This window comes from Exiguobacterium sp. s191 (assembly GCF_018618955.1).
Taxonomy (GTDB): domain Bacteria; phylum Bacillota; class Bacilli; order Exiguobacteriales; family Exiguobacteriaceae; genus Exiguobacterium_A; species Exiguobacterium_A abrahamii.
In genome coordinates, this window is record NZ_JACSNC010000001.1 from 266,521 (window position 1) to 290,175 (window position 23,655).

The 23,655-nt window shown below is 48.1% G+C and carries 23 protein-coding genes and 1 riboswitch; of the genes, 14 read left to right on the forward strand and 9 right to left on the reverse strand.

Going from position 1 to position 23,655, the window contains the following annotated elements:
* Positions 1–5: 5 nt before the first annotated feature.
* The 5 genes from trpD to trpA are packed head-to-tail and all read left to right on the forward strand — an operon-like array spanning position 6 to position 4,327.
* Positions 6–1,022, forward strand: a complete 1,017-nt coding sequence (gene trpD, locus KNQ09_RS01380) for an anthranilate phosphoribosyltransferase (protein ID WP_035398277.1) — start codon at positions 6–8, stop codon at positions 1,020–1,022.
* Complete coding sequence (trpC, locus tag KNQ09_RS01385) at positions 1,019–1,786, forward strand: indole-3-glycerol phosphate synthase TrpC (RefSeq protein WP_214857113.1); 768 nt, start codon at positions 1,019–1,021, stop codon at positions 1,784–1,786. The genes trpD and trpC overlap by 4 nt, the downstream gene beginning before the upstream one ends.
* A complete protein-coding gene (locus KNQ09_RS01390; RefSeq protein WP_149426979.1) occupies positions 1,783–2,352 on the forward strand; it encodes a phosphoribosylanthranilate isomerase in 570 nt (189 codons plus the stop codon). Before trpC ends, KNQ09_RS01390 begins: the two co-directional genes overlap by 4 nt.
* Positions 2,349–3,545: a tryptophan synthase subunit beta gene (gene trpB, locus KNQ09_RS01395; RefSeq protein WP_023467602.1), complete on the forward strand. Its 1,197-nt coding sequence runs from the start codon at positions 2,349–2,351 to the stop codon at positions 3,543–3,545. The genes KNQ09_RS01390 and trpB overlap by 4 nt, the downstream gene beginning before the upstream one ends.
* Positions 3,545–4,327 carry a tryptophan synthase subunit alpha gene (gene trpA / locus KNQ09_RS01400; protein ID WP_214857115.1) on the forward strand — a complete coding sequence of 261 codons (783 nt, stop codon included), beginning with the start codon at positions 3,545–3,547 and terminating at the stop codon, positions 4,325–4,327. The genes trpB and trpA overlap by 1 nt, the downstream gene beginning before the upstream one ends.
* Before the next feature lie 264 nt (positions 4,328–4,591).
* Here trpA and KNQ09_RS01405 read toward each other — a convergent pair whose 3' ends face one another.
* From KNQ09_RS01405 to KNQ09_RS01435, 7 genes are all read right to left on the reverse strand, one after another.
* Entirely contained in the window at positions 4,592–5,122 is a 531-nt protein-coding gene (locus tag KNQ09_RS01405; protein WP_214857117.1) for a GNAT family N-acetyltransferase, read from the reverse strand.
* Positions 5,079–7,052 carry a penicillin-binding transpeptidase domain-containing protein gene (locus tag KNQ09_RS01410; RefSeq protein ID WP_214857119.1) on the reverse strand — a complete coding sequence of 658 codons (1,974 nt, stop codon included), beginning with the start codon at positions 7,050–7,052 and terminating at the stop codon, positions 5,079–5,081. Before KNQ09_RS01410 ends, KNQ09_RS01405 begins: the two co-directional genes overlap by 44 nt.
* Before the next feature lie 116 nt (positions 7,053–7,168).
* Positions 7,169–7,885, reverse strand: coding sequence for a peptidoglycan DD-metalloendopeptidase family protein (locus KNQ09_RS01415; protein WP_055966831.1), 717 nt, complete (start codon positions 7,883–7,885; stop codon positions 7,169–7,171).
* A gap of 246 nt (positions 7,886–8,131) precedes the next feature.
* Entirely contained in the window at positions 8,132–9,025 is an 894-nt protein-coding gene (locus KNQ09_RS01420) for a diacylglycerol/lipid kinase family protein (protein WP_214857121.1), read from the reverse strand.
* 137 nt (positions 9,026–9,162) lie between these two features.
* Positions 9,163–10,626 carry an alanine/glycine:cation symporter family protein gene (locus KNQ09_RS01425; RefSeq protein WP_064300273.1) on the reverse strand — a complete coding sequence of 488 codons (1,464 nt, stop codon included), beginning with the start codon at positions 10,624–10,626 and terminating at the stop codon, positions 9,163–9,165.
* Between the two features lie 196 nt (positions 10,627–10,822).
* Entirely contained in the window at positions 10,823–12,622 is a 1,800-nt protein-coding gene (gene abc-f / locus KNQ09_RS01430) for a ribosomal protection-like ABC-F family protein (RefSeq protein ID WP_214857123.1), read from the reverse strand.
* Between the two features lie 276 nt (positions 12,623–12,898).
* A complete protein-coding gene (locus tag KNQ09_RS01435) occupies positions 12,899–13,780 on the reverse strand; it encodes a DUF1002 domain-containing protein (protein WP_023467610.1) in 882 nt (293 codons plus the stop codon).
* Positions 13,781–13,974: 194 nt separating this feature from the next.
* A riboswitch (TPP riboswitch) is annotated at positions 13,975–14,081 on the forward strand.
* A 73-nt stretch (positions 14,082–14,154) separates the two neighbouring features.
* On the opposite strand from KNQ09_RS01435, the gene tenA reads away from it, so the two are divergent.
* Positions 14,155–14,850 (forward strand): thiaminase II, encoded by a 696-nt coding sequence (gene tenA, locus KNQ09_RS01440; protein ID WP_214857125.1) that lies wholly within the window; start codon positions 14,155–14,157, stop codon positions 14,848–14,850.
* 51 nt (positions 14,851–14,901) lie between these two features.
* Positions 14,902–15,210: a hypothetical protein gene (locus KNQ09_RS01445; protein WP_214857127.1), complete on the forward strand. Its 309-nt coding sequence runs from the start codon at positions 14,902–14,904 to the stop codon at positions 15,208–15,210.
* A 31-nt stretch (positions 15,211–15,241) separates the two neighbouring features.
* On the opposite strand, the gene KNQ09_RS01450 is transcribed toward KNQ09_RS01445, so the two are convergent.
* Both KNQ09_RS01450 and KNQ09_RS01455 read right to left on the reverse strand, forming a co-directional pair.
* The gene (locus tag KNQ09_RS01450) at positions 15,242–17,158 is read right to left on the reverse strand and encodes a glycoside hydrolase family 3 protein (RefSeq protein WP_214857129.1); all 1,917 of its coding nucleotides are present in this window, start codon (positions 17,156–17,158) and stop codon (positions 15,242–15,244) included.
* 178 nt (positions 17,159–17,336) lie between these two features.
* A complete protein-coding gene (locus tag KNQ09_RS01455) occupies positions 17,337–18,110 on the reverse strand; it encodes a sporulation protein (RefSeq protein ID WP_058705388.1) in 774 nt (257 codons plus the stop codon).
* 110 nt (positions 18,111–18,220) lie between these two features.
* On the opposite strand from KNQ09_RS01455, the gene KNQ09_RS01460 reads away from it, so the two are divergent.
* From KNQ09_RS01460 to KNQ09_RS01490, 7 genes are all read left to right on the forward strand, one after another.
* Positions 18,221–19,405, forward strand: coding sequence for a class I SAM-dependent methyltransferase (locus KNQ09_RS01460; RefSeq protein WP_214857131.1), 1,185 nt, complete (start codon positions 18,221–18,223; stop codon positions 19,403–19,405).
* A 30-nt stretch (positions 19,406–19,435) separates the two neighbouring features.
* Entirely contained in the window at positions 19,436–19,861 is a 426-nt protein-coding gene (locus KNQ09_RS01465) for a BrxA/BrxB family bacilliredoxin (RefSeq protein WP_064300267.1), read from the forward strand.
* 287 nt (positions 19,862–20,148) lie between these two features.
* A complete protein-coding gene (locus tag KNQ09_RS01470) occupies positions 20,149–20,922 on the forward strand; it encodes a transporter substrate-binding domain-containing protein (protein WP_023467617.1) in 774 nt (257 codons plus the stop codon).
* Between the two features lie 57 nt (positions 20,923–20,979).
* A complete protein-coding gene (locus tag KNQ09_RS01475) occupies positions 20,980–21,639 on the forward strand; it encodes an amino acid ABC transporter permease (RefSeq protein WP_041255309.1) in 660 nt (219 codons plus the stop codon).
* A 13-nt stretch (positions 21,640–21,652) separates the two neighbouring features.
* Positions 21,653–22,375, forward strand: coding sequence for an amino acid ABC transporter ATP-binding protein (locus KNQ09_RS01480; protein WP_035398695.1), 723 nt, complete (start codon positions 21,653–21,655; stop codon positions 22,373–22,375).
* Between the two features lie 65 nt (positions 22,376–22,440).
* Positions 22,441–22,977, forward strand: a complete 537-nt coding sequence (locus tag KNQ09_RS01485) for a GNAT family N-acetyltransferase (RefSeq protein ID WP_214724497.1) — start codon at positions 22,441–22,443, stop codon at positions 22,975–22,977.
* A complete protein-coding gene (locus KNQ09_RS01490; protein ID WP_214857133.1) occupies positions 22,959–23,597 on the forward strand; it encodes an HD domain-containing protein in 639 nt (212 codons plus the stop codon). The genes KNQ09_RS01485 and KNQ09_RS01490 overlap by 19 nt, the downstream gene beginning before the upstream one ends.
* The last annotated feature ends 58 nt before the right edge of the window (positions 23,598–23,655 follow it).

Genomic DNA, 23,655 nt, shown 5'->3' on the forward strand with positions numbered 1-23,655 from the left:
GAACGATGAAAGAGACGTTATTGAAACTAGCAGAAGCGAAACATTTACGATACGAAGAGATGCAACAGGCAGCACGCGAACTGTTTGCGGAAGACGTGACCGATAGCGAAATTGCCGCTTTTCTCGTCGCATTGAAAGCAAAAGGGGAGACTGCAGAAGAATTAGCCGGTCTCGCTTCGATCATGCGCGAGGTCGCCCTCGATATTCCGGTCACCGGCGATTTCATGGATAACTGCGGCACGGGAGGCGACGGCTCACAATCGTTCAACATCAGTACGACAGCCGCCTTCGTTCTGGCAGGTGCCGGCATGAAAGTCGCGAAGCACGGGAATCGGAGTGTCTCGAGTAAAACGGGCAGTGCTGATGTGCTCGAAGCACTCGGGGTTTCGCTCGATGCGACACCGGAACGTTTAGCAGAACAGCTCGAGTCGAACGGAATCGCCTTCTTGTTTGCGCAACGGATGCACCCACGCGTCAAGCAAATCATGAAGGTCCGACGCGATCTGCGGATTCCAACGATCTTTAACTTGATCGGGCCGTTGACGAATCCGGTCCCGCTCAAGACACAACTATTAGGAATTTACCGGGAGGATATGCTTGAGACGATGGCGTTGACATTGCATCGACTCGGACGGAAGCGGGCAATCGTCTTACACGGTGCGAATGGAATGGATGAAGCATCCCTTGCCGGAACGAACCAACTCGTCTTACTCGACGAAGGCGAGCTGATCCGCTTCAGTCTTCACCCGGAGGAAGTCGGACTGAAGACCGCACCGCTTGAAGCAATTCGCGGAGGTAGTGCACAAGAGAATGCGGCGATTTTACTCCGTGTTCTTGGTGGAGAGCATGGTGCTTATCGCGACACGGTTCTACTCAATGCCGGAATTGCTCTCTTTGCAGCAAATCGGGCGAAGACGATCGAAGAAGGAATCGCCTTAGCAGCAGATAGCATCGACTCAGGACGGGCGATGGAACGATTGAACCAATTACGACAAATGACACGGGAGGAAGCAATCGGATGAATATCTTAGATCGCATCATCGAAACGAAACGAGCAGAAGTCCTGCAATTAAAATTAAACGGGGTCGAACGGATCAGTCGGGAGGCATTGAAGCCGTCGATTAAGCAACGACTAGCGGGAGCGGATTTATCCGTCATCGCGGAAATCAAACGAGCGTCGCCATCAAAAGGGGCAATCGCACTCGACGTCGATGTCGTCGCTCAGGCAAAACAATATGAAGCGAGTGGGGCGACCGTCATCTCCGTCTTGACGGACGAGACGTACTTCAAAGGGTCGATGGACGATTTAGCGGCAGTCGCTGCAGCAGTCGATATCCCGGTGCTTTGTAAGGATTTCATGATTGATCGGATTCAAATCGACCGGGCAAAAGCACATGGGGCACGGTTGATTCTCTTAATCGTCGCCGCTCTCGAGCAGGAGACGCTTGCTGACTTGTATGCGTATGCTTACGCAGAAGGACTTGAGGTCTTGGTCGAAGTCCATGACGAAGAGGAGTTACGCCGAGCAGAGGCGATTGGTGCGCAAATCATTGGCATCAACAACCGGAACTTGAAAAAGTTCGAAGTTGATTTACAGACATCGGTCGGATTACTCGAACAAAAACAATCGGACGTCCGGTATATCAGTGAGAGTGGCATCAAGACGGTCGAGGAAGCACAGCGATTACACGCTGCCGGTGCAGACGGGATCCTCGTCGGCGAGACGTTGATGCGGGCAGACGATCCGCAAGTCTTCATCCGAGAAGTGAGTGGCGTTCGCGTATGACACGGATTAAGTTCTGTGGTCTCCGGGAAAGAGAACATGTCGAAGCGGCAGTTCGCTTAGCGGACTACATCGGCTTTATCTTTGCTAAAAGTAAACGACAGGTCACGCTGGAAGAGGCGGCTCGTCTCAGACGCGACATTCCAAAAACGGTCCAAGTCGTCGGTGTCTTCGTCTCCCCGACTTACCAGCAGGTGACCGACGCGGTCGAACAAGTCGCGCTAGATCTCGTCCAAATTCATGGTGTCATTCCGGACGGAGAGATACCAGTTCCCGTCATTCAAGCGATTCCGGTGACGGACATCGGACAAGTAGAGCAACAGACGGATTATTTGCTCGTTGACGCACCGGTTGCTGGAAGTGGCGAGACATTCGACTGGTCACGAGACATTCAAGCCGATCGACCACTGTTCATTGCCGGTGGCTTGACAGCAGGAAACGTCGGAGAAGCAATCAAACGATATCACCCGTTCGCGGTCGATGTCTCAAGTGGCATCGAGACGGATGGACGGAAAGATCCCATCAAAATGCAGGCATTCGCAGATGCCGTAAAGGAGAGAGAAGCATGAGCTACGCACAACCGGATACACTAGGACAATACGGTAAATACGGAGGACGCTACATCCCGGAAACATTGATGCACGCGGTGATCGAACTCGAAGAAGCTTACGCAACGGTAAAAGAAGATCCAGCGTTTCAAGCGCGAATGGACGAGTTATTGAAAGAATACGTCGGACGTGAAACACCACTTTATTTTGCCGAACATTTGACGCAAACGATCGGTGGCGCAAAGATCTATTTGAAACGAGAAGACTTGAACCATACCGGTGCCCATAAAATCAACAATACGATCGGTCAAGCGTTATTGGCTGAACGGATGGGGAAACGAAAAATCGTTGCTGAGACAGGGGCAGGACAACACGGTGTCGCGACTGCGACGGTCTGTGCCTTACTCGATCTCGAGTGTGTCATCTTCATGGGAGAAGAGGACGTCCGTCGTCAAGAATTGAACGTCTTCCGGATGGAGTTACTTGGAGCAACCGTCATCCCGGTCACACAAGGCAGTCGGACACTCAAAGATGCCGTCAATGAAGCACTCCGTTACTGGGTCAAACATGTCGAAGATACGCATTACTTGATGGGTTCTGTTCTCGGACCACACCCATTCCCACAACTTGTCCGTGATTTCCAAGCAGTCATCGGAAAAGAGACACGACGTCAAATCATCGAAAAAGAAGGGCGTCTGCCAGAGGCGATCGTCGCTTGTGTTGGCGGTGGCAGTAACGCGATCGGGATGTTCCATCCTTTCATCGATGATACAGATGTAAAATTGTATGGCATTGAAGCAGCAGGCAGTGGAATCGACACAGAGAAACACGCAGCGACGATGACAAAAGGAGAGGTCGGTGTCTTGCATGGCTCGATGATGTATCTCTTACAGGATGCACACGGTCAAGTACAAGAAGCGCACTCGATCTCAGCTGGACTCGATTACCCGGGTGTTGGACCGGAGCATAGCTTGCTAAAAGATATCGGTCGCGTCCAATATGAAGCGGTGACCGATGAACAAGCACTCGAAGCACTTCAGCTGTTGAGCCGCAAGGAGGGAATCATCCCGGCACTTGAGTCGGCACACGCGATTGCCTATGCGACACAACTGGCTGCAGAGATGGACAAGGAAGAAATTCTCGTCATCTGTTTATCAGGACGGGGCGACAAAGACGTCGTCACTGTCAGAAACGCACTAAAGGGGGAAGCGTGATGCGATTAGAAACAGCCATTCGTACCGTTACGAGAAAAGGGGAGAAAGCTTTCATTCCGTACGTCATGGGGGGAGACGGAGGAATCGATCAACTCCCGGAAATCCTGTCGTTTCTCGCTGAATCCGGAGCGACAGCGATTGAAGTCGGTGTCCCGTTTTCGGATCCTGTCGCTGATGGTCCGGTCATTCAAGAAGCGGGACTTCGGGCACTAGAAGCGAACGTTGGACTGAAGGATGTCCTCGAGGCAGTTCGCGTTGCTCGTCAGACCGTCGATGTTCCGGTCGTCTTGATGACGTACTTAAATCCGATTTTCCGCTACGGATTAACGGCGTTTCTAGCGACATGTCGCGAAGTCGGGGTCGATGGACTGATTATTCCTGATTTGCCGCTTGAGCAGAGCGAACAGTTTTTCGAGCAAGAGGACAAATCGGACATCGCGCTCGTCCAGCTCGTCTCCTTGACGAGTCCGATGGAGCGGATTCAAAAGATTGCCGATAAAAGTGAAGGATTCCTCTATGCGGTCACGGTCAACGGAACGACAGGTGGACAGACGACGTTTGATACGGCGCTTGAAGACCACTTAGCGAACGTCGCAGCAAACAGTCCAGTACCAGTCCTTGCCGGGTTCGGGATCAGTACACCGGAACACGTCAAACAATTGAGCCGCCCAGTCTCGGGTGTCATCGTCGGCAGTAAAATCGTCGATTTACTGCATCAGAACGATCGAGAAACAATTCAACAGTTGATGGCAGCACGTCTTGCGGCGACGCCGTCGCATTAATAAAAAGGACCTGACTCAAAAGTCAGTCTCTACAAAGATAAGGGTGGCAGAATGATGATCTGCCACCCTTATCTCGTAACAAAAAGAATGACGCGTCACACACCACTCTTACAGGAACAGGCGCATTTATGCGCTGTTAGAGACGAACAAGACCCGCTTTCCTGCTTAAATGAAGCAGGGAAGCTGGCTTGTGTCTCGCCTGAGGAAAGGGCGTGAAAAGACGCGTCATTCTTTTTTTGAGTCAGCTTCTTTTTCGTATAGATGTCACTGTTGAACGAGCGACTTCTGCAAGTTCGTATACAGTGGTTCGAATCCGAGTTCCTCATAAAACGTGGCGGCACGATCGTTGACCGCCCAGACGTTTAAGCGAACAGCATCGACCTTTCGCTCGAGTGCGAGTTCTTCTGCAGCCTGCATTAACTGGCGACCAATTCCGAATGAACGATGGGATGAGGTGACACCGACGTCAGTGATGTTCAAGATCCGGACTGGTGTAAATCGATCGGATGCTGGCGCAGTCCACTTGCCGAACAAGTAACCAACGAGTGTTTCTCCGTCAAGCGCCGTCAGACAGAGTTGTTGTTCTGCTTCCACCATCTGACTTAAAGACTCCAGCGTATATGGTGTCGTTACATCTGGATGAAAGTGAGGCGATAATCGTTGATGGTGCAAGAAGGTCTCTGCCGTCAGTGCAAGCAGGGCAGGGAGGTCTGAAGTACGGCTCGTGCGGATCATCAAGCAATCACTCCAATCATCGATTTTGTTTGAGTACTTCGGCAACAAGACCCGATACATACGGACTACCACGATCTTCTTTTTCGACCGATTCAATCATGATGGCAACAAGAAGATCTTTTTTGTCGTTGTCGTAACCGACGAAGAAGCCATTCTCTTTTCCATCGGTTTCGCCTGCCTTTTTCAATTCTGCCGTACCGGTCTTACCGGCAACATCGACTTCCTTGATATCGGCCGGGAGCGTGTAGCCGTTATGGACAACGTCATAGAGATCATCACGGATCATCTTCGCGTCTTTCGCATCCAGCAGATCCTTTTTGAAGACTTGCTTCGTTTTTTCCTCTTGTAAAAGGGTCGGGCGATAGATTGTTCCATCTGTCAGGAAAATTTCATACATCGACGCTAGATGGAGAATGTTCGTCAGCATCTGTCCTTGTCCGTAGGACGTATCCATCAGCTGTCCATCTGAAGAGATTGTCCCGTCGTTTGAGATTTGAGAAGCGCGTAACGGATACGCAAACGGTAGTTTCTCTCCGTATCCGAGTGCTTCAAGTCCAGACGTGAACGCCTTCGTTCCGACCTGTTCGAGTGTTGAGCGGGCGAAATAGATGTTGTCTGAATAAACGAGCGCATTGTGCAGATTAACGGGTGCTGGCGTCTCGTGAATCCGCGTGACGTTAAAACCATCGATCTTATTTTTCAGTCCATTGATTGTATAGGCTTTTTCCGGGTCGAGTGTTCCACTCTTTAAACCAACCGCGGCCGTTAGGGGTTTTTGGGTCGAACCGGGTGCGAAAGCACTCGTGAATCGGTTCAACAATGGTTGATCCGGATCCTGCGTCAATTCATCGAGTCGCGCTTGCGAGATCCCTGACATGAATTCAGAAGGATCAAAGCCAGGGGAGCTGAGTAAGACACGTGTCTCACCAGTCCGCGGATCGATTGCCGATGCCGTTCCTGGATCCTCTTTCATCGTGTCATACGTCTTTTTCTGGAGCGTAGCATCAATCGTCAACGGGATATCCTCACCATCCGCCGGTTTCGTTTCAGCGACAGTAACGCTTGATCCGTCTTTCTTTTGTAGAATGATCGAAGCTCCGGCTTCACCACGTAAGCGATCATCAAGAACTTGTTCGAGACCCCGTTTCCCGACCTGTTCGCCAGCTTGGATTTTATTTTTCGATTCTTTAATCTCGTCTGCTGTCGCCGAACCGATATAACCGATCAAGTGTGAAGCGGCCTTCCCGAGTGGATATGTTCGGACTTCCGTCTCTTTGACGCTGATACCTGGAATATCACGCAATTTCGATACCGTTGTTTTATCGGTCAGTGTTTTGAGCGGAACGAATTGTCCGTCCTTAACCCAACTTGCTTTTAAGGAATCTTCGACCGATGAGGTCGGGCGGTCGAGCAACTCGGCAACTTGGTCGACATCTTTAAGTTGTCCTGCAGTTGCTCCGACAGCATACCCTTTACCGGAGGTCGCGAGCGGTTTATCGTTCGCGTCGAGTAAATCACCACGTTTGCCTTCTACGGTTTCTAACTGAACCTTGTCTTCTTTCTTAAAGTCTTTTAGAACAAACGAAGAGTCCCAGTCAATGAACCAGTTTTCTGTTTCTCCTTGTTTCTCGAATGTTAACGGGACTTGTTTATCATAAGCAACGGCTCCTGCAACCGTATCAAAGGAGATTCGTACGGGAAGGGACGCTTTTTCGTCATCCGTTGCTTCCTTCGCTTTCTTCCGTTCGACGGATAACTTTTTGATATCAAGCGATTTCGACAACTGTTTTGTCCGGTCGATGAATTCTTTTTTTCCGTATTCCTTTTTAGTAGCCGTACTCGCGTACGTATACATCTTATCGTAATCTTGTTTTTCCCAAAGTTTGATGTAGGCATCAAGACGTTCTTCAGGTGTCGGCTGATCTTGACATCCGGCAAGTAACGTCACACCAAACGTCGCTGATAAAAGAAAGGGGATCGTTCGTTTCATGTGTTTCGCCTCCGTTGTGGATTAGACTCATAACCATACCGTACCATTCCTGTCAGGAGATTTCATCTGAAACACAAAACCGGACTTCTCATGGGGAGAAGTCCGGTGAATCAAGCTTAGTTGAAGTAATTGAGTGGATTGACACTGTTTGCAGCAGACGTTCCGCTGTAGACGTAAGGACCACGATGCATTTCAAAATGGAGATGCGCACCAAACGCGTTACCTGTTGCACCAATCGTACCGATTTTCGATCCTTTTGCAATCGTCTGTCCGACTGAGACGGAGCGACTATTCAAGTGTGCATACACCGTCGTATATTGGATGCCGTTGACGGTATGCGTCATCATGACGTGATTTCCGTATGCGCCGTAATAACGGGATGTGATGACTTTACCAGCGGCTGATGCATAGACAGGTGTACCTGTTGGAGCGCCGATATCGATGCCGTTATGGAACGTATAACCGTAAACTCCACTTGCAGCACCATATCCTTGCGTGATTGGACCGCTTGCTGGACGCGAGAAGCCAGTCGTTGCTTTTGTTGAAGTCGTTGTGCTGTATTTTTTTACGTATGTAGAAGAAACGTAGCGTGATGCGCCACCGTATGAAATTTTTGTCCATGAACCGGAAACACCAAGATAATTGAATGTCTGTCCTGTATTGACGCTACCGACGATTTTATAAGCTGTTGATGGACCTGTACGAACACGAAGTCCGTCTGCCATGACCTTTACTTTATATGTCGTTGCAGCTTCAACTTTCGAAGCACTCGTTGTTGCAAAACCTGAAACTACCAAAGCTGTCATTGTCATTGTTGTAAGTAAACGTTTCATTGAGTGTATTTCCTCCTTAAAAATCTGAAGCGCCAGAACTGATCATTACAAAATTGTAAGATTTTATGTATAATTATTTATTTTAAAGAATGATTTTTCGCCTGAGATGATTATAGCATCGTCAATAACACGAAAATATTTCAAATATGTTTCAAAATTACGCTTTGTTAACATATATTGTAATGGATTAATAAGTAAAAAAAGAACTGACGAAGAGTCAGTTCTTTTTTCTATGAACATATACTGTTATTCATTAGAAGATGGTGAAAACACAGTTAAATGTTGCGGGAGTACCTCGACAGTCACGGGAACATGACCTGCTGTATCCCCATCGGCATTAATCGGCAATTCTTCTTTCGAGCGAATTTCGACACGGGTCGTCGTGAAGTGTTCGATTTGATCTGCTTTTGATAATCCACCCGTGAAGAGTTTGGGTAATGCTTGGAGCGCATCAAAGAATCCAAGCTTCGTAATGATAAAGCCATGCAACAGTCCATCATCGACTTTTGCGTCTTCTGCAAAGGATTCGAACCCGCCAACGGAATTCGTCAAGGCGATGATCAACAAGTGCGCTTCTCCATCGAATTGTTTCTCAGCAGAATCAATTTCAATCGGATAGGGGCTATGATCCTTGAAGGCTTTTAGACCTTCAATGAAATAAGCGACCGATCCGAGTGACGTCTTTTGTTCGACACTGACCTCCTCGACGGCTTCCGCAATCAGACCAACAGCGATGACGTTCATGAAGTAATGGTCATCATATTTACCGATATCGAGCGGTCGGGCAGGGGCGTCAGCTAGAATCTGGATCGCCTCTTCTGGATCCGTCGGGATGTGTAACGCACGGGATAAATCGTTCACTGTTCCGAGTGGGACGATTCCGAGCGTTGGGCGATGCGGTTGTTCGGCAATCCCAGTGATGACTTCATTGACCGTTCCGTCACCTCCCATGGCGATGACAGCGTCGTAATTAGACTGGGCGGCATGACGCGCAAATTCCGTCGCATCGTGTTCTTTTTCCGTGAACCGAACGTCGACGGTTTCAAAGCGAGTAGCAAGCGTTTCCTCAGCAAGCGTTGCGTGTTTTTTTCCGAGTTCTTTTCCAGAAGACGGATTGATGATCAGCATGACTTGAGACAAGATAAATTCCTCCTTCAGGACAATCTGTTGACTTTTTCCCTGTCCGATGAAAACATAATCCAAATTCTTTTTAACAAATAGAAGCACCGAGTAGGCACATGGCTTACTCGGTGCTGAAGTTTGAACTCAGAGTTAAATTATTGTGATGGCGGCACTTCACCAGCAGCAGGACGAGCTTCTTCTTCAACGTCCCAACACTCCGTATTTTCGATCCCGAGTGCTTTTGCTGAGAAGACAGGATCGAGTCCCTGTTTCCGTTGTTCCTGATAATCTTTGATGACTTTGAGAGCGATGCCGCTCAAGAGGAGGATCGCTGTCATATTGATTAATGTCATGCCTGCCATGAAGAGATCGGCAAAACTCCATACCATACCGAGGCTGAGAACAGATCCGATGAAGACGAAGCCCATTGTCGCAATCCGGAAACCGAAGACGGCTGCTGGACTTTGTTTGATGAACTCGATGTTCGTCTCACCGTAGTAGTAACTACCAACGATCGAACTAAAAGCAAACAAGAAGACGCTGAGTGCGATGAATGGTGGGGCAATTGCACCAAATTCTTCGGAGAGCGCGTTTTGCAACATGCCGATTCCTTCGCCATTTCCAGCAGCATAACTATCACTGAGGAGAATAATCGTTGCTGTCGCTGTACAGACGATCAACGTATCAAGGAATACACCAAGTGTTTGTAAGAAACCTTGTTTTGCTGGGTGAGAGACTTCAGCCGCTGCCGCAGCGTTCGGAGCAGACCCCATTCCCGCTTCGTTTGAGAACAATCCGCGTTTGACACCGAGTGAGATTGCAGCACCGACCGAGCCACCGAATGCTTGCTCGATTCCGAAGGCACTTTTGAAAATCATTGCGAACACACCAGGAAGTTCCGTCAGGTTCGTAACGACGACATAAAGAGCAGCAATCAAGTAGAGACCTGCCATGATAGGAACGATGATTGCAGAGAACTTCGCGACACGGTGGACACCACCAAAGATGACGAGTCCCGTCAAGACGACGAGTGCTGCGCCGACGACAGCTGTGTTGATACCGAACGCATTGTCAAAGGCAGCGGCAATCGTGTTTGATTGAACGGAGTTGAAGATAAGGCCGAACGTCACAGCAATCAAGATTGCAAAGACGATTCCGAGAGCTCGGTTCTTCAAGCCTTTTTCGATGTAGTAGGCAGGACCACCACGGTATGCGTTCGATTTCGTATCGCGTACTTTATAGACTTGAGCCAGTGTACTTTCGATGAGAGCCGTCGCGCCCCCTAAGAGAGCGACCATCCACATCCAGAAGACGGCACCTGGTCCGCCGAGTGTGACGGCAATCGTGACACCGGCAAGGTTACCCGTACCGATCCGTGTCGCCGCACCGATGAAGAATGACTGGAGAGAAGTGATGCTTTCTCCTTTATCGTCTGTTGTTTGTTCACTTTTATCGAGCGTGACGCGGAACATCTCTTTTAAGTAAGTGAATTGGATGAAGCCAGTTCGGATCGTGAAGTAGATCCCGCCGCCGATCAATACAGCGATTAATACATACGACCATAAAATGTTGTTGGCGTAATCGACACTTCCTTGAATGACTTGCTGAATGGCGTTCATGATGGTGTATTCCTCCCAAAGAATAATAAAAGCTATACGCTAAATTATACGAATTTTCAGACAATAAGCAACAACAAAATAAAATAAAATTTTAAAACTTAATAAAGTTAGCTAAATGTTAGGAGTTAAAAACATTGTAGGTGAACGAAAAAACTGCCACTCTCGGTATCGAGAGTGACAGGCAAGTAAAGCTAAATCATCCATACTGTAGCAATTGTTCGTATAGGTCATCGAGTTGCTGTTGGATGCTTTTAGAAACGGTATCGGTCGGTTTTTCACGTTTTGCTAATTTCTGTTCAAGCCGCTCGATCTGCACTTCTAACTCATGTTGTGACAAGCGTTTTGGTTTTTGAGGGGTTACGTGGAGTGAGGAAGACGTAGCGAACTCAGCACGCTTCTGTTGAGCATACGTATACGTACCATGATAACGCGTCAGACCATTTTCGAGCCACAGGATCTGCGGAAATAGCCGATTCAAGAAATAGCGGTCGTGTGAGACGGCAATCAATGTTCCAGAAAAATTCTCGAGTGCTTCTTCCAACGTCTCTCTTGATTCAATATCGAGATGATTCGTCGGCTCGTCGAGAATTAATACATTGACCGACGAATGAACGAGGACGGCGAGTTGCAATCGCACACGTTCGCCTCCGCTCAGTGACAAAATGGACCGAAAGACAGTTGGTCCAAAGAACAGGAACCGGGCTAGGATATGGCGGGCTTCCGCTTCTGGAACGGCAATCCGGTCTCTAAACCAGTCGATTAACCGCGCGTCCTCCTCGAAATGGGCATGCTGGGACAGGTAACCGATCCGATTCGATGGTCCACGCGTGAGTGTGCCTGCCTCTGGTGATAATTCGTCAAGCAGCAGTGAGAGCAACGTCGATTTCCCGCTCCCATTCGTTCCGACGATCGCGATCCGATCTTGTGCCATGATCTCGAACGAGACGTCATCAAAAATGTGACGGGTTCCGTAAGCAAACGAGAGTTCTTCAGCGCGAAAGACGACTTGGCTCGAGTGATCAGTGGAAGAGAAGGAGACATCAGCGGTTTTGGCTTCGAGTTGTGGTCGTTTAATCCGTTCGATCCGCTCGAGTGCCCGTTCCATCGATTTTGCTTTACGGAATAATTTCTCACTCGGTGGAGACGCTTCGTTTGCCCATTGCCGGAGTCGACGAATCGCTTCCTTCATTTTCTTTATTTTTTTCTGTTGCTCTTGGTAGGCGTGGAACTGTTCCATCAAGCGACGTTCTCGTTCGACGACGAACGCGCTGTAATTCCCTATATAGGTTGTCAGTTCACCGTCCTCGAGTTCAACGATCGAGGTGACGACGGCGTCTAAGAAGACCCGGTCGTGAGAGACGAGCAGGATGGTTCCTGTGTAGTCCCGTAAGAACTGCTCCAGCCATTCCACGGCAGCTAAATCAAGATGGTTCGTCGGTTCGTCAAGAATGAGCAGATTTGGCTCCATGAGTAACATGCGACCGAGACAAATCTTCGTCTGTTCACCACCGCTCAACTGGTGGAAAGGACGAGTGAGTAACGGACGAAGGTGTAAGCCGTTCACCATGCGTTCGATTTTCGAGTCGAGTAGATAGCCATCCTTTTGTTCGAACGCATTCGTCGCTTCCGCATATCGTGCGAGTAGTGCATCGAGATCATCTGGTGCTGTCGCCATCATTTGCTCCAACTGTTGCATCCGAGAACGGATCGCGAGGATGTCTTCAAACGCTGTCCAAAGGACGTCGAGTCCGGTCATCGTCTCACTATATACAGGAAGTTGTTCCAAATAGCCGATCGTCAAACCGCTCTTTTGATAGATGACACCACCGTCCGGTTGCTCAAGGCGAGCAAGCAAGCGGAGTAATGTCGTCTTGCCACTCCCGTTTCGTCCAATCAGACCGACACGGTCGTGTTCGTTTAAGAAGAGGGAAACATCCGTTAAGATCGTTTCGCCTCCGAATTGTTTGGTTAGGTGTTGAATGTCGCAAATCATCATAATCAATTGATCCTTTCGCGCGCATCAAAAAAAGGAGAGCGCAAATAGCACTCTCCCTAACGTGTGAAAGATGCGCTTTGCTGTATTTTTCAATCATGAAGTTCTAAAAAAGGGCAGACGGGTGCCTTAGAACGCCATTCCATGAAAAATCGCGCGCAACAGATACAATTGTTCCATCAACCAGTGTTTGCACGCGGCAAAGTCCATCTTTTCACACCACCTTTCGTTTCAGATATCTCTAGTTTACTATTTTTTTGTCAGTTACGGAAGTCTGAATTATTTGAACACGCCAGCGATTGAACTGAAGAAGTCACTGAGTCCATCGAATAATTTAGCGAAGAAACCTTTCGTTTCTTCTGATGTTGCGAACGCGTGGATGTCTTGCCCCGCATTTTTCAAACCACTCTCGATTTGTCCCCAGTTGATGTTCGCTTGCTCCATTTGATTGAATAGATTCGTCAACCGGTCCATTTGTGCGTCAGACAACTGGATATTGTTGTTTTGAATGACTTGGACGATCAGGTTTTCGATCTCGACTTTGGTTTCCGGTTTTTGATTGGCGATCTCAGCCTTGATCTCATTCATTAAGTCAGCGACTTTATCCGTGCCGACCGTTTTTCCGACGTCTGATGTGACCGATAATTCTTGCTGTGCTAAATCCTTGCGTTCGTCACTTAACTTAATTCCCGTCTCAGCGGAAGTTTGATCGTACGCTTTCATGATTCCTGTCAGTGCCGATGTCCCGGTCACCTTGTAGGGAGAAGTGATCGTGATGTCGGCATCTTTGACACCCGCTGTGACGAGAGCGTTGAGATACATATCCTTTGTCACCCATGTGATGTTCTCCGTCGAGACGGAAAGTCCATCACCTTTTTCCGTCAGTTCAATCTTAGCCGACGAATACATGTTGCCGCCTTTTTGCGACTGTGGAATGTTTTTCCCGAGATATTTTTCTTCGTCAGCAGAAGTTGCGATGATCGGCGTGATGCCTTCCGGTGCATTGAGACGGGAAAGCACCCATGCTTTATCCTTTGCGCCGAGTGACTCCCCGAGTGTGACGATCGTCTTATCGACGACTTGTTCGGCAGATGCGGCTGTCGGGAGTAATAGAGCAGAAGCGATAACGGCTGACGCCATGATTTTTGTTGGTGTATGCATAATGAAATCCTCCAATTTGTAAGTAACAGAATGAATTATAGTATCAGGTACTAAAGTTAGTGTACGAGAACGAAAGAAGTTCGGAATCGGTCTGTAGATGGAGACGGCATCCGTCTTCTGACACTCCATAGTATAGCGAAAAGAGGACAACTTGACTTCCGTTTTCAGCATGCTATAGTGGATGGGAATCGAATAATGACCACTAGGGGAGTCGGTAGACCGACTGAGACGAACGAAGACGTTCGGACCCTTTGAACCTGATTAAGTTCGTACTTACGGAGGGAAGTGGCGTCAAGTCTTGTTCTTCTTGCGCCATGCCCGTGTGTTTCGGGGTGGTGTTTTTTCGTTTCATACTAAACGAGGAGGATGAGATCATGACATTCACACAAGAAATCAAACAAGCGGCACAAGCGTATTGGGACAGTAGTTTTACGCACCCATTCGTTCAAGGAATCGGAGAGGGGACGTTACCACTCTCGAAATTTCGGCATTACGTCATGCAGGATGCCTATTACTTAAAACACTTTGCGAAGATTCAAGCGAAGGCAGCGTCAAAAGCAGACGACTTCGCGACGATCGCGACACTTGCCGAACATGCGACTTCGACTTACGAGGCAGAGCTGACCTTACATCAATCATTTTTTGAGCCGCTCGGTATTACGGAAGCAGATCTTGAAGCATTTGAACCAGCACCGACAGCATATGCGTATGTCTCGCACATGCATCATGCGAGTGAAGGAACGCTCGGTGAGACGATTGCTGCCATCTTGCCATGTTACTGGTTGTATTATGAAGTCGGACAGCAATTACTGACGTGTACTCCGGAAGAAAAAATCTATCAGCAATGGATCGACACGTACAGCTCGGAATGGTTTGAAAAGGTCGTCTTTGAACAGATTGCACGGCTTGATGCGCTGGCGGAACAAGCGAGCCCGACGGAACGCGAGCGGATGAAACGTCATTTCGTGACGAGCTGTTACTATGAGTTACTCTTCTGGCACATGGGGTGGACGGAAGAGACGTTTGCGTCAGTTTACGAAACGATTCCGGCACGAGCGGTATCTTCTTGAATCACTAAATGGTAGAATTAGGAATACCATTTAGTGAGAGTAGGGATTGGAATGGAAATCATCGTGATCGCACTTGTGATTCTCGCGGCATATGTCGTGCAACAGGTGCTCGGAAAAGTAAAAGTGAGATTTGTTGGGTACATCATTCCCATCTTGATGGCGGTGTACGGAACATATGCTACGATTCAGAATTTTCAGGGGTTGCTTCAGTTCGGTTTTACAATGGGGAGTTCCATCGCGACTATCCTAGTCGTCATCCTCTATGTTTCGTTGACTTATTCACTTCATCGTGTCTACAAGCGTTCGAAAGAAGAAGCCGAATATCCGTATCAATCGTTAAAAGACCGAGGCATCCTGTAAAGGAGCTTCGGTCTTTTGGTGTATCACGTCATCATTTTTTCCAGTTTTTAAAGCCGTCACCGAATTTAAGATGCAGTTGATCGGTAAAGACACCGTTCTGAAAGACCGGCACATCAACCGGTAAAGTGCCTTGTGGTTTGAACGTTCCGAAGATCGCTCGGATACCTGCAGGCAGGTTCGGTCCCGCTGATTTCAGATTGCCTGCTTCGGAGTCTGGTCCGTTCGGGTCGCCTTTGAAGCCATAGACGAGGACGTGTGCCGGTGCGTCCGGTTGAACAGCAACATCGTATGGGTTACGGAGACTGAGCAGGACGGATGGTGTATCCGTTTGTTTCGCATAGCGGAAGATTGAAGCCGGAATCGCTTGTTCTGGTGCAGTAGGTAGTAGTTTAGCACTCGTATTGACGTTGGAACCGACGATGATGTAATCTGCTGCATCGAGTTGCGCCCGTAATGTCTGGTTTTGGTCGAGCGGTAGCGTAGTAGCCGAGTAATTCGCTGTCGTCACGTGCCAGTTCCGATTCTTCGGTAGGGACGCGATCGTTTTTTTCATGCTGTCCGTTTGATCCGCCGTAGGAGCGATCACAAGAACATTTGCATTCTTTTTCGGTTTGAATGGTAACGTCCGCTGATCATTTTTCACGAGTGTGACCGCGGCTTCCGTCATCGCGCGTTCTTTTGCTTTATGCTCGGGACTGCCGACGATTTGGTTCGAGTGCGCGATTTTTTCAGCTAGGGATGTCGTGTCAGTCGTACCGTTCCAAATTCCGCGTTCTGCTTTCAGCGTCAGGATTCGCTCGACCGATTGATCGATCCGTTCCTCTGAGAGGCGACCGTCTTTGACTGCTGCGATCACATCCTTGAAAATCTGATCGAGCTTTGTGACATCTTGCTCGGAACGAAGGATCGTCGGCATGAGCGCGATGTCGACTCCAGCGTCAAACGTCTTTAAGACGGCTTCTGATTCCGTGAAGTTGTCGGCGATCGCCTGCATGTTCAACGCGTCTGTGATGACGATGCCATCGTAGCCAAGTTTTTCGCGCAGTACGCCCGTGATGACATCGTCCGATAACGTCGCAGGTAAAGGGAAGGTACCATTTGTCGACGTGACGACTTCAGGTTCGATTTGCGGCATTCCGATGTGTCCTGTCATGATCATATCGATGTCTTCAGCAATAGCTCGCTTGAACGGTACGAGCTCGACTTGTTCTAGCTCCTGCAAGGACCGGTCGACGACCGGCAAGCCATAGTGGGAATCGGTCGCTGTATCGCCGTGACCCGGGAAGTGCTTGGCAGTCGCTGCGACACCTTCAGACTGAATTCCCTTCATTAGAGCGGAACCGAGTGTGCCGACGAGCTCCGGATCACTCGAGAACGAGCGGACACCGATGACGGGATTTCCAGGGTTGCTGTTGACATCAAGATCCGGACCGAAGTTGACATTGATGCCGAGTGCACGCAGTTCCGAACCGATGATGTGACCGGCATCATTCGCGTATGCACTACTACGGGTCGCACCTAACGCCATATTGCCGGGTAAGTTCGTTCCTGTTCCGAGCCGAGTGACGATGCCGCCTTCTTGGTCGATCGTGACGAACAGCGGAATATCGTTGCTGTCGTCTTGTTTGACGACTTCTTGCAGATCATGAACGAGTTTCGTCGTCTGTTCGGTTTCGCTGACGTTCTCAGCAAACAAGATGACGCCACCTAAATCATAACGGTCGATGATGTTCGCGACTTCTGGGGCAAGCGACGTATGGTTGCTGCCATTCCACTGTCGGAAGTCCGGCATGATCATCTGCCCGATTTTTTGTTCGAGTGTCATCGTGTCGATTTTGTGACTGATCCGATCGGCTGAAGATCCTGCCTCTGCCATGACAGGTAAACTACTTGAGACGAGTACTGCTGCGAGTCCGGCTGTTAACGTGAACTGTCCGATTTTTTTCATGATGTACGTCCTCCTTTAGTCAAACCGTGACTGGAATTCTTTTCAATACGGACAGTATAGCAAGGGGGTTATTTTAAAACAATGTTTTATTTGTAAACGATTTCAAATTGAAATAAAATTCAATAAAAAAGTGATTCCCCTGAAGAGGAATCACTTTCAAGTAAATTCGATCGATTGATTAGCTATAGCGTTCCACGATGCTTGTCAGCTGACGTTCGACGAACGATTGATCTTGCAATTCACTATTGGACAGACGAAGTTTGATCATTGACTCATCCGCACCAGCCATTTCACTGAACAATGATCCGAGACTGTGCGCACGACGATCGACTTGGACGATTAAATCAATCCCAGACCCGTCTTGAAGCATGATGATTTCAATCTCATCCAGTTTATGAGCGTAGTGTGTATTGCGAGCTGAATATTCAAGCTCCTGAGCAATCGGTAAATCTTTCCGGAATCGTCCAGGTAATTTTTCCGTGTCGGCTTTTTTCAATCGGAAGCCAAGTGACTCCATCGCATCTAAGACTGTTGCTTGGTAGCGGTTTGCTTCGACGATGACAGCGTCACGGTCAGATGGATCGACGGCTTGAGCGATGTCGAGTCCCGTCTCGATCCACGATTTCGATTGACTGACGGAGAGTGGCGTATTCAGCGGGACGCGTAATGTAAAGGGAATTTCCCGCTCGACACCCGCTTCAATCGTGAACTTCGCTTCATTTAAGGCAAATCGGTCGAGCGTAAAGGTCGTAAACGTCGTGCTATCATTGACTTCTTGTTTGTACTGCGTGTTGAATTCAAGATAAATTCGATCAATTTCTTGATCGACGTTTCCGCCTTTGATATGGACGACACCGTGAATTTGACCGCCGGGTTCACAGCGGTCATCCGTCAAGCGTGTATCGACCGTAGCAGCACCAATTCCGATTTGCGAGAGAATTTTTTTGAACATGATGCATTCCTCCTTTTGATTACGTACGAATGATGAAGCGTGTAAACTTGTCGAACAGGTACGAATTTGCTACAGTTTCGAAAGAACATCAGAAAAGGACGGGACGACTAGTGGAACTACATGAATTAAAAGCGGGTCTTGCCTCGCAAATCACGCAAGGAACACTGATCCATGCAACGATAAGTAATCCGCGTCAAAAATCAAATGATCTCCGACGAATCAAGGTAAAACCGATTCTATTAAGAGATACGGTGATGATGCAGGTTGAGTTTCAATTTGAACGTGTTATGAAGCATGAAAATATTTTAATGGACGATTTCGTCGGGCGACTCGATGACTGGTTCACGGAATTCCGCCAATTCTTATTCCGTTTTGAAGAAGACGAATGGCAATTCCAGCTCTCGAAAAAGATGAAAGTCGCGCTCAAGACATCCAAAAAGGAACCGATGAAAGCTCTCCTGTCGCATGACCGCAAAAAAACCTATCTATTAGAAGACGGTGTACCGGTGCCGTTTCTGATTCGTTTGGGTGTCATGACGGAAGCGGGGCAGGTCAAAAAACAGAAGTACGATAAGTTTAAACAAATCAATCGTTTCCTTGAATTCGTCGAGGATAGCATCGCTGCCTTGCCAAAAGGAAAAAAACTCCGGATTTTGGACTTTGGCTGCGGGAAGTCGTATTTGACGTTCGCTCTCTATCATTATCTAAAAGTCGTCAAAGGATTCGACCTCGAAGTGACAGGTCTTGATCTAAAGAAAGAAGTCATCGAAGAATGTACGCAAATTGCGCGTGATCTGGATTATACCGATCTGACATTCCGTGTCGGAGACGTTCATGATTACACAGGGGAGACGGAAGTCGACCTGATGGTGACACTTCACGCTTGTGATGTCGCAACTGACGTCGCACTCGCGCGAGCTGTTGACTGGAATGCATCGGTCATCCTGAGCGTACCGTGCTGTCAAAAGGAATTGAACCGTCAACTGGACTGTTCGCCACTCGATGTCATGCTCCAGCACGGACTGATCAAAGAAAAATTCGCGTCACTGGCGACAGACTCGATTCGTGCTGAGTTGCTGACGCTCGTCGGATACGAAGCGCAGTTACTCGAATTCATCGATCTCGAGCATACACCGAAGAACATCTTGATTCGGGCATACAAACAAAACAAGCGACCAACGGAAGAAAAAATCGATCGCTACATCGCGTTCCGTGATTTGTTGCATGCCCGACCATTTTTAGAAACTGAATTAAGCGACAGACTTGGACAGATTTCATCGAAACTCGTACAATAAGAAGGAGAACGAATCAAAGGAGGCAATATGATGGATTTCCAAATGTATTTTGAAGATGTCGTCCAAACAGCCCGCAAAGAAGCGCAAGCTGCTGGATTTGAAGAATTAACGACGCCTGAGAGCGTAGATGAAGCAATGAAACGCGAAGGGCTAACACTTGTCCTTGTCAATTCAGTATGTGGATGTGCTGGCGGGATCGCCCGTCCTGCTGCAGCGTACGTCAATCGGAAAGAGGGCATCAAGCCCGATCATTTCGTCACAGTATTCGCTGGTCAAGATCGCGAAGCGACAGACCGTGCGCGTGAATACTTCGAAGGTTATCCACCTTCATCTCCATCATTTGCATTAATGCAAGATGGAAACATCCTCTCAATGGTCGAGCGGTTCGACATCGAATCGTTCACGGCAGAAGAAGTAGTCGACAAACTTGAATCATTGATTGAAATCTACGCATAAGCAAAGAAGACTCCTGATAAAGGGGTCTTTTTTTGTGCATTCATGAGATTAAAATAATAAATTTCAATATTGAAAGCGTTTGCAAAATTGTATAAAAAGTCATTTATGCATGATTTATGAATAGAAAGTCAAAAAAATTTATATATTTATGCTTTACAGTGAATAAATATTCGTATATCCTAAAAGCAATAGAACAGGTCAGGCTTTTCGGTATTGAATTGGACATACACATAAGTCATACTATTGTTAAAGTTCTGACAATTGAGCGTTGGAAGGGGAAAACTCGAATGAAAAAATTATTAGCAACGGCAATGGCAGGCATTCTGGCAGTCACGATGGCAGCATGTGGCGCGTCGGAAGAATCAACAGGTGGATCAAGCAAAAGCGATAAAGTATTGACGATGGGAACGTCAGCGGATTACTTCCCATTTGAATACATCGATACGAAAAAAGGAGAGGACATCGTCGGGTTCGACGTTGCGATCGCCAAGGAAGTCACGAAAAATCTCGGGTATGACTTAAAAATCGAAGACATGGAATTCGGAAGCCTACTCGGTGCCCTCAGCTCAGGTCGTGTCGATTTCGTCATGGCGGGCATGACACCGACGGAAGAGCGGAAGAAAAACGCTGACTTCACGGATATTTACTTCGAATCGAAAAACTTGGTCATGACGAAGGATAAAGCGATCAGTTCAGAAGATGAACTCAAAGGTAAAAAAATCGGTGTCCAGCTTGGTTCGATCCAAGAGGGACTCGCAAAAGATCGCTTCAAAGATAGCGAAGCGGTTCCTTTAAACAAAATCCCAGAAATCATTCAAGAATTGAATACAGGTCGGATTGATGCCCTCATCATCGAGGATGCAGTTGCCGTCAAATACATGGATCAAGATGCATCCCTAAAAACGTACCAGATTAAAGAAGATGGTCCAGCTGGATCAGCGATCGCCTTCAAAAAAGGGGATAAGATGCGTGACGATTTCAACAAAGAGTTGAAGAAGATGATCGACAGTGGTGAAATCGATAAATTGGCAGAAGAATGGTTCCAAAAAGAAGCAAAATAAGTCAAGTGCATGGGGGTGGGGGTAACCTCATCCCTTTTGTGCGACGTTAGGAGATTGATTATGATAGACTTTACAAAGATTCAAGATTCAATTCCATATATTCTTGAGGGGATTCCGGTCCTGTTCCAAGTCGTCATCGTGGCGGCCATTGCCGGGATGCTGATCGGAATCGTCGTCGCGGCACTGAAAATAACGAAGAGCCGTTTCCTCCGTTTCATTGGTCATGCTTACACAGCGATCTTCCGGGGGACACCATTGATTTTGCAACTGGCGATCGTCCACTTTGGATTACCACAGTTGACAGGGTATGTGACGACAGGATACCAATCGGCAATCATCGCCTTCTCCTTGAACTCCGGAGCGTATATCTCGGAAATCATTCGGGCCGGGATTCAGGCTGTTGATCGCGGACAGTGGGAAGCGGCAGATGCGCTCGGTATTTCGTATTTCAAACAACTCCGTTCGATCATTTTGCCACAAGCCTTTAAAAATATCCTTCCGGCGATCATGAACGAATTGATCACGTTGACGAAGGAATCGGCACTCGTCTCGACAGTCGGTGTGCTCGACGTCATGCGTCGTGCGCAAATCGTTGGAGGAGAAAAGGCGATTTATTTCGAACCGTTGTTGTTTGCCGGATTCGTATATTTTGTTCTCGTCATGGGATTGAGCTTGATAGGCCAACAAGTCGAAAAAGCTATGAGAAAGAGTGGGTAATCAGATGGAACCTATGATCCAAGTCACCGATTTGCATAAGCAATTCGGAAAATTAGAAGTATTAAAAGGTATCTCGACGACAGTTACACGCGGTGAAGTCGTCGCTGTCATTGGACCGTCGGGATCCGGTAAATCAACATTTCTACGTTGTATCAACTTACTTGAACAACCAACGAGTGGAACGATCATCGTCGATGGTTTTGAACTGACGAAACCAAAAGCGAACATCTCGAAAGCACGTCAGAACATCGGAATGGTGTTCCAACAATTTAACTTGTTCCCACATAAGTCTGTTCTTGATAACTTGACGTACGCACCGATCAACGTCCTTGGTATCTCAAAAGACGAGGCAGTCAAGCGGGCAGAGACGCTACTAGATCGCGTTGGTTTAGCCGAAAAACGCGATAATTATCCGAACCAGTTGTCAGGTGGACAAAAACAACGGGTCGCGATTGCACGTGCACTCGCGATGGAACCGAACGTCATGTTGTTTGATGAACCGACGTCAGCGCTTGACCCGGAGATGGTCAATGAAGTCCTTGACGTCATGAAGCAACTGGCGGAAAGTGGGATGACGATGGTCATCGTGACACACGAGATGGGCTTTGCAAAAGAGGTTGCAGATCGTGTCTTGTTCCTCGACGAGGGGATTCTGATGGAAGAAGGTTCACCGGTCGAACTCTTTGACAATCCGAAGACGGACCGGGCGAAAAAGTTCCTCGAAAAAGTTTTATGAGCACAGCACGCTAACTCTGAAGAGGGTTAGCGTTTTTCGGTTTTTTGTATAGAGGGGGGATAAGAATGAAAAAATTGCTTGAAGGTCATCATACTCGTCTGACGCGTTTTCAATCGGAAGATACCGAAGTGATGCAACGGCTGCTTGACGATGCAACGTTTGCTCGCCATTTCAGTGCGACGCCATATCGTCACTTATCGAAGGAAAAGATTGAACAGATGATGGCGACGGATGCTCCGGAGACGTTTCGGTTTGCGATTCGTAACTTCGAAGATGAACGGATGATTGGGGTGGTCGCATTAGAAGATATTTTACCGACACATGGAACGGCATGGCTGATGATCGGCATCGATCCGGATTGTGAAGGGCAAGGGTATGCAACGGATGCGCTACAGACGATACTAGAGTACGCCTTCTTAGAGTTGAACTTGTACCGGATTCAATTGACGGTCTTTGAGTATAATACACGTGCGGTTCAACTGTACGAACGACTCGGGTTCGTTCAGGAAGGAAGATACCGAGCCTTTTTACGACGAGACGGGGAGCGACATGATATGTTACTGTACGGATTACTCGAACCGGAATGGAGGGAACGACAATGATTCAAGAAACGGAAGCGTTCGTCCGGTCGTTTCACGCGACGGACTTTTCAGGTCATGATTATGCCCATATCGAACGGGTTCGCCGCTTAGCCTTACATATTGCCAAACAGGAAGGCGGGAACGTCAAAATCATCGAACTGGCGGCCTTACTTCATGACGTAGCAGATAGTAAACTCGGGGGAACGGCAGAAACGGTCGCAACCTTTTTACAAGGAAAAGTGACAGAAGAAGAACAGGAACAAATTCTAGACATCATCACGAGCCTGTCCTATAAAGACGGTACACGCCCACCGATGCAAACGATCGAAGGGCAAGTCGTTCAAGATGCTGATCGTCTCGATGCCATCGGTGCAATCGGGATTGCGCGCACATTTCAGTTCGCTGGTCGGTTCGGGGAGCCGATGCATGTACCTGGACTAGCACCACGAGAACCGGGTGACCGAAAGGGAGAGACGAGTGCCCTGAATCATTTCGAAGAAAAGTTATTCCGGCTAAAAGATTTAATGAATACGAAAACAGCACTTCTTTTAGCAGAGGAGCGACATCGCTACATGGAAGAGTTCGTTAATCGTTTTAAGCAGGAATGGGAGGGCGCTACGGGAGAAGTAGGTGATATGTAAATCAATTTAAACACATAAGGCGCGTTGTCCGGTTCATTTTCCAGACAACGCGCCTTAT

What these genes read in the sequence shown, in the direction of transcription:
- KNQ09_RS01455 (WP_058705388.1), bottom strand. Translation starts at nt 18,110, where the DNA reads ATGTTCAAAAAAATTCTCTCGCAAATCGGAATTGGTGCTGCTACGGTC.
- KNQ09_RS01405 (WP_214857117.1), bottom strand. Translation starts at nt 5,122, where the DNA reads ATGTATCGGGTCTTGTTGCCGAAGTACTCAAACAAAATCGATGATTGG.
- KNQ09_RS01465 (WP_064300267.1), top strand. Translation starts at nt 19,436, where the DNA reads ATGGATTTCCAAATGTATTTTGAAGATGTCGTCCAAACAGCCCGCAAA.
- KNQ09_RS01450 (WP_214857129.1), bottom strand. Translation starts at nt 17,158, where the DNA reads ATGAAAAAAATCGGACAGTTCACGTTAACAGCCGGACTCGCAGCAGTA.
- KNQ09_RS01425 (WP_064300273.1), bottom strand. Translation starts at nt 10,626, where the DNA reads ATGAACGCCATTCAGCAAGTCATTCAAGGAAGTGTCGATTACGCCAAC.
- abc-f (WP_214857123.1), bottom strand. Translation starts at nt 12,622, where the DNA reads ATGATGATTTGCGACATTCAACACCTAACCAAACAATTCGGAGGCGAA.
- KNQ09_RS01480 (WP_035398695.1), top strand. Translation starts at nt 21,653, where the DNA reads ATGATCCAAGTCACCGATTTGCATAAGCAATTCGGAAAATTAGAAGTA.
- KNQ09_RS01435 (WP_023467610.1), bottom strand. Translation starts at nt 13,780, where the DNA reads ATGCATACACCAACAAAAATCATGGCGTCAGCCGTTATCGCTTCTGCT.
- trpC (WP_214857113.1), top strand. Translation starts at nt 1,019, where the DNA reads ATGAATATCTTAGATCGCATCATCGAAACGAAACGAGCAGAAGTCCTG.
- tenA (WP_214857125.1), top strand. Translation starts at nt 14,155, where the DNA reads ATGACATTCACACAAGAAATCAAACAAGCGGCACAAGCGTATTGGGAC.
- KNQ09_RS01445 (WP_214857127.1), top strand. Translation starts at nt 14,902, where the DNA reads ATGGAAATCATCGTGATCGCACTTGTGATTCTCGCGGCATATGTCGTG.
- KNQ09_RS01410 (WP_214857119.1), bottom strand. Translation starts at nt 7,052, where the DNA reads ATGAAACGAACGATCCCCTTTCTTTTATCAGCGACGTTTGGTGTGACG.
- KNQ09_RS01390 (WP_149426979.1), top strand. Translation starts at nt 1,783, where the DNA reads ATGACACGGATTAAGTTCTGTGGTCTCCGGGAAAGAGAACATGTCGAA.
- KNQ09_RS01415 (WP_055966831.1), bottom strand. Translation starts at nt 7,885, where the DNA reads ATGAAACGTTTACTTACAACAATGACAATGACAGCTTTGGTAGTTTCA.
- trpA (WP_214857115.1), top strand. Translation starts at nt 3,545, where the DNA reads ATGCGATTAGAAACAGCCATTCGTACCGTTACGAGAAAAGGGGAGAAA.
- trpB (WP_023467602.1), top strand. Translation starts at nt 2,349, where the DNA reads ATGAGCTACGCACAACCGGATACACTAGGACAATACGGTAAATACGGA.
- KNQ09_RS01485 (WP_214724497.1), top strand. Translation starts at nt 22,441, where the DNA reads ATGAAAAAATTGCTTGAAGGTCATCATACTCGTCTGACGCGTTTTCAA.
- trpD (WP_035398277.1), top strand. Translation starts at nt 6, where the DNA reads ATGAAAGAGACGTTATTGAAACTAGCAGAAGCGAAACATTTACGATAC.
- KNQ09_RS01470 (WP_023467617.1), top strand. Translation starts at nt 20,149, where the DNA reads ATGAAAAAATTATTAGCAACGGCAATGGCAGGCATTCTGGCAGTCACG.
- KNQ09_RS01490 (WP_214857133.1), top strand. Translation starts at nt 22,959, where the DNA reads ATGGAGGGAACGACAATGATTCAAGAAACGGAAGCGTTCGTCCGGTCG.